The organism is Catenovulum agarivorans YM01, assembly GCF_000281085.1.
Taxonomy (GTDB): domain Bacteria; phylum Pseudomonadota; class Gammaproteobacteria; order Enterobacterales; family Alteromonadaceae; genus Catenovulum; species Catenovulum agarivorans.
In genome coordinates, this window is the sequence record NZ_JH767538.1 from 1 (window position 1) to 15,823 (window position 15,823).

Sequence of the window (15,823 nt, forward strand, 5' to 3'; positions counted from 1 at the left end):
AATTGCATCCATGCAATTCAAGGTTGGCTCACGGTAATTTCCATACAGCATTTGAGCGACATGGGAATTGGTTTTGGTAAATATCGGTGGCAGAAATGCCGCATGGAATTACCATCGCCAAACGCTGCAAGCCATCCATGGGCGCTCTCGAATTGCATCCATGCAATTCAAGGTTGGCTCACGGTAATTTCCATACAGCATTTGAGCGACATGGGAGTTGGTTTTGGTAAATATCGGTGGCAGCAATGCCGCATGGAATTACCATCGCCAAACGCTGCAAGCCATCCATGGGCGCTCTCGAATTGCATCCATGCAATTCAAGGTTGGCTCACGGTAATTTCCATACAGCATTTGAATGGCATGGGAGTTGGTTTTGGATAGGAATAGTGCAATGACTGAAGGAAGGGCGGTGGTGCATTTTAAGCAAAACTTCAAACGTCTTGGATGACGTTTGCGAGCGTACAAGGATGTATTTACAGCGTTTTTGCGTAAATGCACCGGCGACCTGAGTGACTGTATAGCGCGGTAGCAGCAATGCCGTATGGAAAACACTACAAGCAAAATTAAATAACATAACAAGAGTTACAACAATGAACACACGATCTCGATTGTTAACCTACATAACAAGCATATTGTGCTGCTGGTTAAGCATTTTCAGCTTAAATGCCACAGCCAATACAGCTACAACCAACAACCCAACAATACTCTGGGTTAATGGCTCACACGCAGACAGAGCTAAAGTAAATTTACTAAAAGACAATCTCGCCAAAGCCAATATAGAGTTAGTCGCAAAAAGTGCTAAAAGCCTTTTGGATGACAAGTCAGGTGACCAACAAAACATCCGCAACTTTAATCAATACAATTTAGTGATATTTGCTGGTGTTTCAAAGCGCGACAGCCAAAACAGCTTCGCACCTTTAGAGCCGTTGGCAGCAAACAGCCAAACAGATTTACTAGCATTAAAATGGCAAGATAATCCAAAACTCAATAAAGGGTTATCCAGCGAGCAAGTAAACAGCATAATTGCATATTATGAAAATGGTGGCGGTGAAAACATGCGCCGCTTAACTCAATATCTGCAACACAAAGTATTTGTAATGGGCGGACAAAAAAGCTCTGCATTTGCCATGCAACCACCTATCGTATTCCCTGATGTGGGTATCTACCACCCACAATATCAAAACCTAGTGTTTGCACAATTAACCGACTATCTAACTTGGTACAAAAGCGAGTTTTCAGCCGATATCAAGGCGAATGGCCAAAGCAACCAACCTGTAGTTGGTGTGTTATTTGCGCGTAATTTAATTGAGTCCGACAGCACTTTGTTGGTGGATGAAACCATTAAAAAATTAGCCGCACAAGGTGTTATCGCGCTGCCATTTTATTTTGAATTAAGCCCAATGGCGGGTGACTATAGCTATATATTAACTAGCCAAGTTGGCGGCGAAAAACACACAGTAATAGACGCCATTATTAACTATCGTTCAATTCACTGGGCAAACAAACGCAAAGTAGAATTTGAAAATTTAGGTGTACCTGTACTGCAAGGTTTAACTTATTACGATGGCAACCAACAACATTGGGAAGCAAGCAGCCAAGGTATTTCATCTAACATGACACCATTCCAGTTGGTTATGCCAGAGTCAGCCGGTGTGACAGATCCAATTATTGTCGCAGCAATGGACAGAAAAACGTCTAAGTTAGAAATTATCGACTATCAACTTGAACATCTAGTTAGTCGCGCGCACAACTGGGCTAAGCTAAAACATAAAAACAATGCCGATAAAAAATTCACTGTAATGGTTTGGGGCGACAGTGATGTTGGTGCGTCTTACTTAAATGTACCAGGCAGTTTGACCTCTATTTCGAACAGTTTAAACCAACAAGGTTACGCGATTAACGCAGTAAAAGATGACTATTTCACGAGCCGTATCGACCGTATTTTAAGCCCGTTTTACCGCAACTATCAGTTAGATGAATTGATAAAAGACGACCTTGCCGAGTTAATGCCAGTTGAAGAATATCTGCATTGGTTTAATCAATTACCGGCCAATATTCGCCAGCCAATTAACGATTTTGGGGCACAGCACAATCGAGCAAATTTATGGTTGTAGAGCGCGAAGGCAAACAATATTTTGTCATTCCACGCATTCGCAACGGCAATATGTTAGTGATGCGCCAACCGCCACGCTCAGAAAATGAAGAAGACGAAAAACGTTATTACCACGAAGAAACTGTGCCTATGAATCACTACTATTTGGCTGCATATTTTTACGCTTGCCAATATTGGGCAAGTGATGCAATTGTTCATTTAGGCACTCATGGTTCACACGAATATTTACCGGGTAAAGAGCGCGGATTGTCGTTATACGACCAAAGCAACTTAGCTACTTGGCATACCCCAGTTATTTATCCATTTATTGTTGACGATGTTGGCGAAGCTATGCAAACCAAGCGTCGTGGTAGCGCAACTGTTATTGCCCACATGACACCACCATTTGCTGCCGCTGGTTTACAAAACGAAGTGGCCGATTTGCACGAATTAATGCATCAGTACAAATCGCTCGACCAAGGTGGGGTAAAACAAAAAACTGCGGAACAAATTATCGATGCCTGTTTTGACAACAAAATTTGTGAAGATTTAGCTTGGCAACGCACGGGTATTGCAGCCAAATTCGATGAATTCTTGCAAGAATTACATGTGTATTTGGAAGACTTAGCCACTGAAAATCAGCCACTTGGCTTACATACATTTGGTGAACTTTCAGAGCAAAAACTCCTGGTTTCAACTCTAATTCAAATGTTAGGTAAACCTTTTAGAGAACAAGCACTGGCTTATCAGAAAGAGCATCATGATCATGGTGAACATCAGCATGATCACGATGAAGACGCGCAACAAGATCGCCATTTAGATTTTAATTCAACTGAGTTAGAGGCCATTCCAGGATTTGAGTTAATTGAACATTATGTGGTTGAACAACATAAGTTTGATGCCGACTTTGATGAAGCTTTAGTTGAGCAATTAGAAAAAGCTCGTGAGCTGTATAACAAAATGACAGGTATTCGCGAAATTGAACATTTGTCAGCGGCTTTAAGCGGCAAATATATCCCAGTGAAAACCGGTGGCGACCCAATTCGTCATCCAGATTCATTGGCAACTGGTGATAACCTTTATGGCTTTGATCCAAGTCGAGTACCAACCCAAGCGGCTTATCAACAAGGGGTTGAGTTAACCGAAAAATTAATTGCTGACTACTACCAAAAACACGGTCGTTACCCAGACAAACTCGCTTTTAGTTTATGGTCAATGGAAACCATGCGTCACTACGGCGTATTAGAATCGCAAGTATTGGCGGCCATGGGTGTTAAACCTGTATGGAGCAGCGACGGCCGCGTAACTGGTACTGAAATTATCCCAATGCGCGAGCTAAAACGTCCAAGAGTAGACGTGGTGTTATCGGCAACAGGTTTATATCGCGATGCGTTTCCAAACGTAATGTTATGGATGGCAAAAGCTATTCGCGAAGTAACAGAGCTAAAAGAAGCAAACAACTCCTTGTGGGACAACAGCCAAAAAGTTAAAGCACAATTGCTTGAACAAGGCATAAGTGAAGACGACGCTGTGTATATGTCGTCGGTGCGTATTTTCTCGAATGAATCAGGTAACTATGGTTCAGGTTTAGGCGGTTCAACCATAGCATCTGACACCTGGGAAACCGACAGCAAACTGGCTGATTTATACCTATCACGCATGGGTTATGCCTATGGTGACGACAACAGCCGTTGGGGCGAAAAACTAGCCGATGCGGATTTATACGCCAAACAATTATCCGGCACAGATATCGCCTTGTTCTCACGTTCATCCAACATGTTTGGCATGTTATCGTCAGACGATCCATTCCAATATTTTGGTGGTTTAGCTTTGGCAGTGCGTAATTTAGATGGTCAGTCGCCAGAAATGGTGATCAGCAATTTGCGCGATGCCAACAATGGTAAAGCTGAAAGCGCAGCAACCTTTTTAGCCAAAGAATTGCGCACGCGCCAATTTCACCAGCGTTGGGTAGAAGAAATGCAAAAAGAAGGTTATAGCGGCGCTGTCACTATGGCGAGCAGCTTAAGTAATTTCTTCGGCTGGCAAGTGATGGATCCAAACCTAGTGCGTGATGACCAATGGGATGAGTTTTACCAAGTTTATGTTAAAGACAAACTAGACGTAGACATAAACGAGTGGTTTGAAAAAACTAACCCTAAATCGCAAGCGAATATGATCGAGCGCATGTTAGAAGCAAGCCGCAAAGAATATTGGCAAGCCGATGCACAAACCTTAAAAGACTTGATAGAGCGTTACCAATATCTAGTTAATCAATACAACCTAGTGGTTGAAAATGAAAAACTACGCGAATACGCCGAGCAACAAGCTACAGGTTTTGGTTTAGAGCTCAAATTACCGGTGGCGGAAGCACCTGCACTAGATGTATCAGCCGCAGCTAATGCCCAAGCAACCGAACAAGTAAGTGGCCAAAAACTTGAAAAACAACAACAAAACACCAACCAAGCGGAGCCAGATAAAGCCATATACGCCATGTTCGCAGGCTGTTTATTGTTTGTATTTGCCGGTGTGTTAAAACAGATGTTGTGGAGAAGGGGAGTTGTATAATTTTTAGTTTGAACTTCAACATTTACTTCTTGCTTAAAAGTGCCTTAACATCAGAAAACTTTTTGATGTTAAGGCGATACGATGGGCCCAGTTGCACAGCAGATTAAAACTTTATTTTCAGACAAATCGTTTCCTTCCTTGGTTTTATTGGATGGCGAGTGGGGAGCTGGAAAAACCTACTATGTCGAACACACCTTAATTCCAGCAGTAAAAAACAAAACGTTCAATTTAGGACATGAAAATATTGTCTACCTGTCCGTTTTTGGTTTAGAAAACCTTGCAGATTTTCGCGATAAATTAGTTTCAGCGACTTATTTCAGTGACAAAGTTGATACTGGATTTGTTGAAAAGCTTAAAGAAGCTGCTTTTGGTGTTGCAAAATCGATAGATACAGAAAATACCAGTTTAGTTGGTTCTTTACTGCAATCATCTAGTGGTGCCATTAAACATGCCATGTTATCTAAGCTACGTGACTATGTAGTTGTTGTAGATGACCTTGAAAGGCTTGAAAATGACAATCTTCAGAAAGGTATTATTGGAGAGTGCCTCAATTTAGCCGAAGAAAATAAGCTGGCATTTATTTTTGTCGTAAATGCTAGTCGATTAAAGTTGCACAACACTTTTTTAGAAAAAACTTTCGCAGGTAAAGTTAAATTATCCTGTAGTTATGAGTCGGCTTTCGACATCACTTTTGAGCGCACCTCCAATCTGCATCCATTCAAGACGGAAATTGTTCGCTTTATCGAAAAATTTGAATTAAAAAACCTTAGAATCTTGCAGCGAATTAGCTTTAAATTAAACCAGATATATGAGCTAGTTAAGGATTGTAACGAGATAGACATTCAAAAGACGATTGAATTTTTTGCGAAAGATTTAATCCGAATTTCTTATTTGCATAGCTGTTGTAATAAATCCCCTTCTGAGATTGAAATCGGTTTTAGCCGGCAAAAGCGGGTTGAATCTCATATAAGAAAAAAACAGAATCAATCTCCAGCTAAAGAGACGGATGAACCGGAAGATATTTTTATCAGATTTTTGGACATCGATACACCAACCAAAGAAATGATTAATTTCGCTTGTGGTGAAACCCACATAATAGATGATGTTCATTTATTAGGGCGAGTGTTCAGAAAGTCAGACCCTGTAGAGCACTTATTGTTTAATCAGTACGCTTTATTTGATGAAGCTTTTGACTTTAACTTGGAAAAAGCTCGAAAATTTATATTTGAAGATGATCAAGTTGAGATCCACCGTTGGTTTGAGGCATGTGAGCAATATGTCAATTTAATTGAATGGCGATTTGTCGAAGAGTACATGGAAGAATATTTGGCTAAGATTGAACGCTTCGCTTGCAGAAAGAAATTTTACCGAGATAAAAACTTTAAAACTTACCGCATCAACCACCCTAAAATAGTTAAGTTGTTTAAAAAACATAGTGGATTACTAGAGTCTGAAACGCAACGTGTTGGAGACCAACAACTTTTTGAGCAAATAAAAACCTCATGGCAGCAAGTTGATCAGACTATTTACAATGAACACCGCCTGACACCATTTTTAAACAAATATCCTGCTGAAGAGTGGAAGCTTGCCTTTAGTGGGTGGTCAAATTTAGATAAAGGTTATTTTTGCAGTTTTATTTTAGAAAGGTATGACCCTAGCAACATTGCAAATTACCTTAAAGATGAACTGCCAACACTACAGGGTTTAGCCGCATTGCTGGCTAGTGAACTGGATAAGATGCCACAAGCTAATCAACAAAAAGGGGTTATGACTCGTGTTAAATTAGCGCTAGACTCTGCGATTGAAAAATTAGGCCCTTAACGTTTCTAGTATTGCACTTCGTAAGTTGAGTAGTTGCTTATTAACACGCTAACGCTTACAAAACCATTTCAGTTTCTTTGGCAACTACATATCGAAAGTAGAGAGGCAGACCCTTGTTACAAAAAATCCTAAATTATTTTAAAGCCAATCACAGTAACAATGACGACACATCGACCAAGCAACAGCCGTCATTACTTGAACAAGGCAAACAGTATCAGATAGTTACTGAATTTTATGATTTTGATGGCACATGCCACAAGGCAGGGACAATACTTGAGTATGTTGATTATAAAGTTTATCCCTATGACAAAGGCCTGACTTTATTGTTTAAACGCAATCAACAAGATTATGTTATTCGTTTAGCGTTAAACAGTAGAAACGTCGAAGCCGTTATTCAACAGAACCTTGCCGAACACATTGCACCCATCAAAGCTAACCCTGCTTAAGTAAATCCATAGCTGCTATTTTCACCAAAAATTAATTTTACAATGCTCGTTGTTTTATTTTAGACTTTTTTACATCGTTCATTGTAAAAAAGGAGTGGCGAGCATGCCTAAAGTTAAAGTTGGCGATAAAATTTCTGAGTTGTCTTTACCCATGTTAGATGGCAAGCGTTTTGAGATTAATCAGCTTGCAGGAAAACGCTATTTATTAAGTTTTCATCGGTTTGCTAGCTGTCCGTTTTGTAATTTGCGAATTCATCAGCTCACACAACAAGCTGACACTTGGCCGCAGCAATTTACCGTGGTGGCGATATTCGATTCTAGTTTGGCTGATTTACAAGCTACGAGTGAAAAACACCAGGCGCCATTTTATATTTTGGCCGATCAAACTAATCAATATTATCGGCAGTTTTCGGTTGAGCGTTCTTGGTTGAAAACCCTCAAAGGTGGCTTAATTCGTTTGCCGCAGTTGTGTTATGCCATGTTTGTTAAAGGTTATTTCCCTTGGAAAATCAGTGGTAAATTGCATACTATGCCGTTGGATATTTTGGTAGATGAAGCTGGTGTGGTGGTTGAGGTGCATTATGGTCAAGATGAAGGTGATCATATTGAGATAACCCGGATCAATCAGTTCGCAATTGGAGTAGGCAGTGGGGCGACACAAAGCGTTTGAACCAGAGGTAGTAAAGCAGCAGTTATTATTGGCTTTTTGGGAGCTAGGCTACGAAGCTTGTACCTATGCTGCGCTTGAAAAACGCACTGGGGTGACAGGCAAAAGTTTGGTTAATACCTTTGGTGATAAAAACAGTCTGTTTGAATTGGCATTAAAGGATTATTTAGCTTTAGTTGATACTGTACTGGCTGAACGTTTTACCGCAGCGAATAAACATAGCATAGTGCAATTTTTTACTGATTTAGCCAACTCAAAGCCAACTAGCCCGCGCAATTTCGGTTGTTTTATTTGTAATGCATTGTTCGAGGCGCACGCACCACAAAACTTAGTGGAACAAGCGCATAGTGCATTTACAGAAAAGCTGATAAATGCTTTTCAGCGAGCGTTAGCAGCGGACGATATTGTGAATGCGCCAGAGGTTGCGCAAATTTTTGTTAGTTTGTTTTGGGGCATAATGACAGAAGTTCGCCAAGCGAAATCGACCCAGGTTGTTCAGCCTAAATTAGCCAGCATAGAGCTATTGTTGCAAAAACTCTGATTGCTGTTTTCAATGCCCTTTAGTGTTTTGCTAATTCGCGTTCAAGTTAATTAGTGAACTACACTCTATAAACGTAACCAATGAACGGACGCTATTTATGAAAAAAGTTTACACAAGTGAAAATAGCTTTTTAGTGCACAATGCGAAAAACCTCATCGAAGCACAGGGCATTCATGTTGTGCTTAAAAACGAATTTGCCCAAGGTGCTATGGGCGAAATATCGCCATTCGATTGTTGGCCCGAGTTATGGGTAAACGAAGCTGATTTTGCTGAGGCTGAATTAGTAATTACCGAAGCAAGTTTAACTGCCAATAGCGAAGAAGCTGATTGGGTATGTGCCAGTTGCGGTGAAGAGAATAGTGCAACTTTTGAGATATGTTGGAGTTGCCAAAAAGCACGTTAATCTATACCAAACTGATTGGGTATAAATTTATCGGCCATTCAAGGTGGCCGGAAAGGCCTAAAAAGTGGCCGACAAACTACAAAAGTGGCCGATAAAAGGCTAAAATGGCCGTACCTTTCATATCAAGCTGACTATTATGGCCGATAAATCACAATTACAGACACTTTTGCAGTCGCAATCACAAGCTAAATCTTTGCATGAGATAAGCGCACTTTTGTCTGGCAGTGTCGCTGAGCGTACTTTAAGACGTTGGTTGGTTGACTTAGTTGAACAAGGAAAAGTACAACGTGTTGGTCAAGGTCGTAGTGTAAAGTATCTGTGGAGTCGCCAATCTCAATCCCCCGAATTTAAATTTCTTGCGGGTAAATCGTCAGCGCAAGTGACTGCAATCTTAAAACAAATTCGAGACTTGTGGACACACACCTCAACAGCACTAGAAGGCAATACGCTTAGCTTAGGTGACACCCATTTCTTATTGGAAGAAGGTTTAACCATTTCGGGTAAACCGATTCGCGAACACCAAGAAATTATTGGCCATGCGACTGCCATCGAGCTGATATACAGGGCTATTGGTAAACAAGTAGATGCGGATTTGTGTTTTGAGTTGCACAAGGCAATTCAAAGTGAGCGCATTTTTGATATTGATAAACCCTATGGCGCGTGGAAGGTTCAGCCAAATGGCACTTACATTGTTGATGAAAACAATAAACAGGTTTACATAGAGTATGCTGAGCCGTTTTATGTCGGCAAATTGATGGCTGAAGTATTCGAGGAAATTAACCAATTAAGTGCGGCAGGTTTAACTTTAGAAAACGCACATCTAGCATATGCGAAGATTCATGCTGCAATAGCGCATATTCACCCGTTTTGGGATGGAAATGGCCGTATTGCCCGTTTACTTGCTAATCTACCCTTATTAAATTCGGGGTTACCACCAATTGTGATCCCAAATGAAAACCGTCGTCAGTATATTCAGCTGTTGGCCAAATATGAATTGAAAGTCGGTCAGCTGACCACACAAACAGGTGTGTGGCCACAACCAGAATTACTAACAGAATTCAGTGCGTTTTGCCAAAGTTGCTATCAAGCTACCTTAGATATTGTGCACACTAAATAACAGCTTAACCATCTTTAGATATTTCACTAAGCACAGTTAAACCGTCGTTTTCTATACGCAATTGTTGAATACCTAGTGCTGAGGTTAATATCAAAGTATCGCCATTCACAATTAAGTCGTTGCATGCATAGCTATTATCTAGTGGTTGGCGGACTAAGCCTTTTACCGTTTGTTCGTCAGTTACTGGTGTGCCGTCAATATCCACTAAATCATTCGCTTCGTTGTCTATTTCTTCAACATTAAATTTAACCAAACCTTCTTTTTTATCACAGACATAGAGGGTGTTGTTGTGTAGTCCTAAACCCTGTGGTTCGTACAAATCTAAGTATAAAGACTCGATTACAGGTGATTCGATATTGCCAATATCAATTACCCCAACAACATCGGTTCTTTCACTATTAAAGTCAGTGTCGCCGTTTCTAGTGGTGTAATACGCGGTATCACCAATCGCAATTACTGGATCGTATGCGCGTAAGTGGCTTATTCGCGAAACTCGAGCAAATCTCTCCCGATCTTGTACCGCAATTGCTTTCGCGTAAATTAATACACCAGTATTGGTGCCAATCATTAAATATTCATCATTGTAATTGAAGACAGTTTCCACATTGTTGTTGGTTCGCTCAGCTATGTGCAGCTCAGGCGCAAATTTATTCGATAGTTGAAAGCTGTATATAGTGTTTCTGTCGATAAACACCAGTTCACCTTGAAATATCGTCATAGCCGCCAATGAACCACTTTGCCCTGTGCCACTGCCACTAGAACTAGAATCTGAACTACCTTCCTGACACCCTAAAAGAGTTGTTAAAGTCAAAATACAAGCTGCTAGTTGTTGTAAATTTGTTTTCATTTTAAAGCTCCACATCCCAGAAGAAAAAGCGCTTGCCGTTTTCAATTTCGTAGCCAACAACCATACCTCTAGCTTCGTCTATCTCTATTCTTTCACCATCTCTACGAAATACAGCCATGGAGGGCAGCCACGAGGATACTGCAGGGTATGGTAGGGCGTCTTCACTACGGTAATAATTGAATGGGGATGCTAACTCAACCGCTACAATGTCGGTAAAGCTGTTTACGTACATTACGCCATTTAACACTTCCATATCTGTTGCGCCAACCACTCGAACAAAAGCTAAATATTTTGGCTTAGTTTGATCACTATTGTCGAAAATATGAATGCCTTTTAGTTGATCATTTACAAACAAATACTGGTTATACACATATATTTTACCTGGGTTGTCTATGCCCTGATATTCGCGGACTAATCCCCCTTGGTCTATGGCTATTTGGGTTTCTGTGTTGGCATTTTCAGCACTAAAATAAACTTCATTTAGGGTGCGAATATCTTGCCAGCGCATGTATAAAGGCGTTACATCACAGGAGGCTCTGGATCTATCAGGATAATCGCAACTATCATCCATATAGGTACCCATGGTACTTAAGCATCCAACAAGGAGAAGTGGCACTTTCAAGGCAAGTGACAACGGTTTATTGGTTGTTGGGCGATTGTTCGATAAATTAAAATGCAGTGCGACGATAGCTGCTGCCAGCGCGGCAGCAAGGATGTCGAATAAATCGAATGTACCTGCAAGCCAGCTAATGCCAACAAAATTCAATTGCATCAGCTCAAAAACAACACTAATTGCAAACCAAACTAACGGAATTTTCCAAGCTTTAGTGGAGCGAAGTGTCGTCGCTGTAGCTGTTAAACACGACATAATAATGACATGGATAAAACTGGGCAATGCACCATTTACCGCGCTGGGTAGAGCTGGCCAATCAAAGCGAAATTGAGCCATAAAGGGCAATAAATCTAAGTAGGTATTTGCTTCGCGACAGCTAGCGTAAAAACATAGCCCAATAATGGTAAATATTATCGACAGGGCAAAATTGATGGATCTATACTGCAATTGAGTCATCCTTAACCTTTATAATTCATTCACTTAAAGAGCTTTGGAGTATACAGCGTGGCTGTGGGCTATACAAACAAACTTTGTTTAAATTGACCCAAACAAGCTATCAGGTGTAGGCTAGTCGGATAGATTTTTGGAAAATACATATGAAATTTCAAAACCCAGTTAAAAAGTTCAAAGGTGATCTTGAGGCTAAAATTAGAGAGTCGGCGATAAACGCTGCACGCTCACGGATTATTTTAGCTGGCCTAAAACCAGAAAATTTAGATCCGGAAGAGTTAGAAGTGATAGTGCGCGAAGAAGAAGATAAAATTCGTAGTCGTATCAAAGAAAAAGGTTTATTCGCATTAGCCGCAGCTTTGGGGTTAGGCTGGTGGATTTAATAAACAAGGTGAATAAAGATGTTTAGTCCACTCATTCGTTTGGGTTTACTCGCTAGCTTTTGGCTGAAATACAAAAGCAATATCATTAAAACCTTGTTTGCTATATTGGCGTTAGCCATTGTTCATTATGTTTATCAAGACGTAGTTGAATTATTCAGCCTCAATCAACAACAAAACTACTTAATGTATGCTCTGGTGGTTAAATGGCTGGTCATTTTATTAATTATTGGTACTTACGTATTTTCATTAAAATCGGCAGCTAAAAATAACCAGCCACTGAATGTAAAAAAATCAGCCAAAACAGCGGCCGCAACCAACTCAACTGCTTCTTCCAAGCTGGGTAGTGAGACTGCAGATCCTTTTGAACAACTACGTCATAAAGACAAACTGCGCTCACGCTCTGATTTAATGTTAGAGAAAAAGCGTTTGCAGAAATGAGTCAGGCTTGGTGAATAGAATTAAGCAAAGCAAGCACAAGTCGCACCTGCTTTGTTGGTAGTGATTAAACGATAGCGTTATACACATCTCACTTGAAATACGTGTTCTACATTAGCTATTTTTTGCAATAGCTCAGCTGTTGGTCTTTGCTCAATATCAATAATATTGTAAGCAATGTCATCACGACTTTTGTTCACAATATCAATTACATTGATGTTCAAGTCAGCTAATAAATTAAGCACTACACCTAATACTTTTGGCACATTGTCGTTGGCAAAAGTGATGCGGTAACCTGACGTGCGCTCCATAGAAATGGCTGGGAAGTTTACTGAATTAACGATATTGCCGTTTTCTAAAAAGTCGATTAACTGTTTAGCCCCCATCACAGCACAGTTTTCTTCTGCTTCAACTGTACTTGCACCTAAGTGTGGGAACAAAATGGCTTTGTCGTGCGCGATTAATTTTTCCGTTGGAAAATCCGCAATGTAATAAGCAAGTTTGCCTGTATCCAACGCATTAATAACTGCTTGTTCGTTAACCAATTCACCGCGTGCGAGGTTGATCAGTTTCGCCCCTTGTTTTAGTGCCGCAAACGCATCGTCATTGATAAATCCAATAGTTGCTTCAACCGCTGGTACGTGCAAAGTAACGTAATCTGAACGTGACAATAACGCATTTAAGCTGTCTGCTTTAACCACTTCGCTAGACAAACGCCAAGCAGCTTCAACACTTAATTTAGGATCGTAACCTATTACTTTCATGCCTAAACTTAAAGCTAAATTGGCAACTTTGGCACCTATTGCACCTAAACCAACAACCCCTAAAGTTTTGCCTTCTAATTCGCCCCCACCATAAGCTTTTTTTCCGGCTTCGACTTTTTTGTGTAACTCGTGCGGGTCGGTTTCATCCGCTAACGTTTTTACATACGCCATACTTTGGCTGATACCGCGTGAGCCTAATAATAAACTGGCTAGCACTAACTCTTTTACCGCGTTGGCATTTGCCCCTGGGGTATTAAATACCACTATGCCTTGGCGCGTATAATCGGCAACTGGAATGTTATTTACCCCAGCGCCTGCACGTGCAACGGCAAGTACTGATTTAGGTAAGGTTTCTTCATGGAGTTTGTGACTACGCAGTAATATTGCGTCTGGTTCAGCTTCATCTGGCGATACGCGGTAGCTATCTTGCGGAAATTGATTTAAGCCTTTGCTGGCTATGTTGTTATAAGTCCTAATTGTTTTCATCTTTGTTAGCTCTTTTTTATGGTTCTCTTTGTATGTGAGAACAGTTTTATAACTGGGATGAATACTGCTTTATTCCATCGCTTTTGTTTTGTTCGTTATGAATACTCAAAAGTTTATAGTGAAGATGGAGTCATAATTTAGAGCATAATTTCTTTTTCATGGATGAAAAAGCGAAGCTTACAAGGATGTACTTGCAGCGGTTTTGCGAAAATTATGACTCTAGCTTCATAGTGCACTGTCCGTGAAGTTTTGCTCTAAATTATCACTCCATTCTTGCAATTAACTACAGTGTTGCTTGTTTCACCAACCTACATTGCCCAGCAAAACCAAATTACATTTCCCCAAATATAACTAAGATCTTGCTGACAGCGCTAAACCAACAACACTTATGTTTATAGCAACCTGAGTTGGAAGCAGAAATAAAACCCTCCGAGCTCATGGATGGCTCGGCGGATTAATTAAGCTGCCGTCGCGGTTTGATAAGCCCAAGTCAACCAAGGCAATAACGCCTCAATATCCGACTGCTCAACAGTAGCACCACACCATACACGTAAACCTGCAGGTGCATCACGGTAAGCACCAATGTCGTATGCAACACCTTCAGCATCCAACAACTTAACAATAGCTTTAACCTGATCTTCAGTGGCTTTTAACTGGAAACATACACTTGTGTTAGAACAAATGTCGGCTGACTCAGCTAAAAAGTCTATCCAATCGTTCTCAGCCACAAAGTCGCTGAATACTTTTAAATTTGCTTCACTCTTAGCAACCGCAGCGGATAAACCACCAATGTCATCAACCCATTTAAGCGCGTCTAAATAATCTTCAACACACAACATAGATGGCGTGTTAATGGTTGCACCTTCAAAAATACCTTCAATTAACTTGCCGCCTTTTGCCAACAAGAAAATTTTCGGCATAGGCCAAGGTGGCGTATAACTTTCTAATCTTGCAACTGCACGTGGGCTTAAAATAATCACGCCGTGAGCACCTTCACCACCTAAAACTTTCTGCCAGCTAAAGGTAGTTACATCTAATTTTTCCCATGGCATTTGCATAGCAAAAACAGCGCTGGTGGCATCACAAATAGTTAAACCTATGCGCGCATCACTAATCCAATCCGCGTTATTTACTTTTACGCCCGATGTTGTGCCGTTCCAAGTAAATACAACATCGTGATCTGCTTTAGCTTGGCTAAAATCAGGTAATTGACCATAAGGTGCTGTGAATGAGCGTGCTGCTTCTAATTTTAATTGTTTAGCAATATCAGATGCCCAGCCCGAACCAAATGATTCCCAAGCAAATACATCAACAGGTCTTTCACCTAATAAAGACCACATCGCCATTTCCATTGCACCAGTGTCAGAACCCGGCACAATACCTACACGGTAACCTTCTGGTAATTCTAATAAACGAGCGGTTTCAGTAATGGCTAATTGAAGTTTGGCTTTGCCTAATTTACTGCGATGTGAACGACCTAAACTAGAGGTGTCGAGCGCTGCTAAACTGTAGCCCGGACGTTTAGTACATGGGCCTGAAGAGAAATTAGGGTTGGCAGGTTTAATGCTTGGTTTCATTTGTTTTCCTTTTTGCGCGATTGATCTGTATAAGCGACAACGAGACGCAAGATATTGCCTGATTTTTACCCATTGCTCAATGATAATTCGCTAATTTGATAATGACGTTCAACCTCTGTCGTCGCTTTACCCCAATCGGAAGATTTAACTCTTAGTTGATGTTGCTCAAATGCTTTTTTGTCGACAAATTCTTCATAAACATTATAACGCAGAGGGTTAGTTGGACATTGCTTAACGTCAAATACTAAACATCCAGACTCAGCTCGGGTTAGTTGTATATGTTGTTGTAACAATCGGCTTATTTTGCTCTGTTGATTTTTAGGAATCAGAATAAATCCTTGCAAAATAATCTTAGGCATAAAATCTCCCTTTCATCAAAGTTGCTATTTTAATCATACAAAAATACTTAATTGCTGATTTTTAGCAGATAACTGCCCGTTTTATCAAAGATTTCTACATATTAGTACCACTAAATTGATTTAACTTAACTCAATGAATACAAAATAAACCTTTGATTAACATTTTTGATCTGGTTAGTATGTACCGCAGGTCATTTACTGGGGTTATTGTTGTTTGTTTTTTTGCCACCGGTGGCACTTGGTTTGGTCTATAAATG

14 protein-coding genes and 1 pseudogene are annotated in these 15,823 nt (G+C 40.5%); 10 read left to right on the plus strand and 5 right to left on the minus strand.

Translation table 11 applies throughout. The features are described from left to right. From WSC_RS23395 to WSC_RS0118885, 8 genes and pseudogenes are all read left to right on the plus strand, one after another. On the plus strand, window positions 1–381 hold a 381-nt coding region (locus WSC_RS23395; protein WP_040395171.1), incomplete at its 5' end, for a hypothetical protein. A gap of 674 nt (window positions 382–1,055) precedes the next feature. Beyond that, window positions 1,056–4,657, plus strand: a pseudogene (locus WSC_RS23400) (cobaltochelatase subunit CobN). A gap of 81 nt (window positions 4,658–4,738) precedes the next feature. Further along, window positions 4,739–6,478 (plus strand): P-loop NTPase fold protein, encoded by a 1,740-nt coding sequence (locus WSC_RS0118860; protein ID WP_016957513.1) that lies wholly within the window; start codon window positions 4,739–4,741, stop codon window positions 6,476–6,478. A 113-nt stretch (window positions 6,479–6,591) separates the two neighbouring features. Beyond that, complete coding sequence (locus WSC_RS0118865) at window positions 6,592–6,924, plus strand: DUF3601 domain-containing protein (protein WP_016957514.1); 333 nt, start codon at window positions 6,592–6,594, stop codon at window positions 6,922–6,924. Between the two features lie 103 nt (window positions 6,925–7,027). Next, a complete protein-coding gene (locus WSC_RS0118870; protein WP_016957515.1) occupies window positions 7,028–7,594 on the plus strand; it encodes a peroxiredoxin family protein in 567 nt (188 codons plus the stop codon). Then, window positions 7,572–8,132: a TetR/AcrR family transcriptional regulator gene (locus WSC_RS24440; RefSeq protein ID WP_016957516.1), complete on the plus strand. Its 561-nt coding sequence runs from the start codon at window positions 7,572–7,574 to the stop codon at window positions 8,130–8,132. Before WSC_RS0118870 ends, WSC_RS24440 begins: the two co-directional genes overlap by 23 nt. Window positions 8,133–8,229: 97 nt before the next feature. After that, on the plus strand, window positions 8,230–8,535 hold the full coding sequence (locus WSC_RS0118880; RefSeq protein WP_016957517.1) for a putative signal transducing protein: 306 nt from the start codon (window positions 8,230–8,232) through the stop codon (window positions 8,533–8,535). Window positions 8,536–8,671: 136 nt separating this feature from the next. Further along, window positions 8,672–9,652: a Fic family protein gene (locus tag WSC_RS0118885; protein ID WP_016957518.1), complete on the plus strand. Its 981-nt coding sequence runs from the start codon at window positions 8,672–8,674 to the stop codon at window positions 9,650–9,652. Between the two features lie 4 nt (window positions 9,653–9,656). On the opposite strand, the gene WSC_RS0118890 is transcribed toward WSC_RS0118885, so the two are convergent. Together WSC_RS0118890 and WSC_RS24445 are read right to left on the minus strand one after the other, a co-directional pair. Continuing rightward, window positions 9,657–10,499, minus strand: coding sequence for a hypothetical protein (locus tag WSC_RS0118890; RefSeq protein ID WP_016957519.1), 843 nt, complete (start codon window positions 10,497–10,499; stop codon window positions 9,657–9,659). 1 nt (window position 10,500) lies between these two features. Further along, window positions 10,501–11,559, minus strand: coding sequence for an LVIVD repeat-containing protein (locus WSC_RS24445; protein ID WP_157447355.1), 1,059 nt, complete (start codon window positions 11,557–11,559; stop codon window positions 10,501–10,503). Window positions 11,560–11,708: 149 nt separating this feature from the next. On the opposite strand from WSC_RS24445, the gene WSC_RS0118900 reads away from it, so the two are divergent. After that, entirely contained in the window at window positions 11,709–11,945 is a 237-nt protein-coding gene (locus WSC_RS0118900) for a hypothetical protein (protein ID WP_016957521.1), read from the plus strand. A gap of 18 nt (window positions 11,946–11,963) precedes the next feature. Then, window positions 11,964–12,383, plus strand: a complete 420-nt coding sequence (locus WSC_RS0118905; RefSeq protein WP_016957522.1) for a lipase chaperone — start codon at window positions 11,964–11,966, stop codon at window positions 12,381–12,383. A gap of 77 nt (window positions 12,384–12,460) precedes the next feature. Here the strand turns inward: WSC_RS0118905 and WSC_RS0118910 are convergent, their stop codons facing one another. From WSC_RS0118910 to WSC_RS0118920, 3 genes are all read right to left on the minus strand, one after another. Continuing rightward, a complete protein-coding gene (locus tag WSC_RS0118910) occupies window positions 12,461–13,630 on the minus strand; it encodes a 3-phosphoglycerate dehydrogenase family protein (RefSeq protein WP_016957523.1) in 1,170 nt (389 codons plus the stop codon). Between the two features lie 458 nt (window positions 13,631–14,088). Beyond that, window positions 14,089–15,207 (minus strand): phosphoserine transaminase, encoded by a 1,119-nt coding sequence (locus WSC_RS0118915; RefSeq protein ID WP_016957524.1) that lies wholly within the window; start codon window positions 15,205–15,207, stop codon window positions 14,089–14,091. A gap of 65 nt (window positions 15,208–15,272) precedes the next feature. After that, window positions 15,273–15,566, minus strand: coding sequence for a putative quinol monooxygenase (locus WSC_RS0118920; protein WP_016957525.1), 294 nt, complete (start codon window positions 15,564–15,566; stop codon window positions 15,273–15,275). Between the last annotated feature and the right edge of the window lie 257 nt (window positions 15,567–15,823).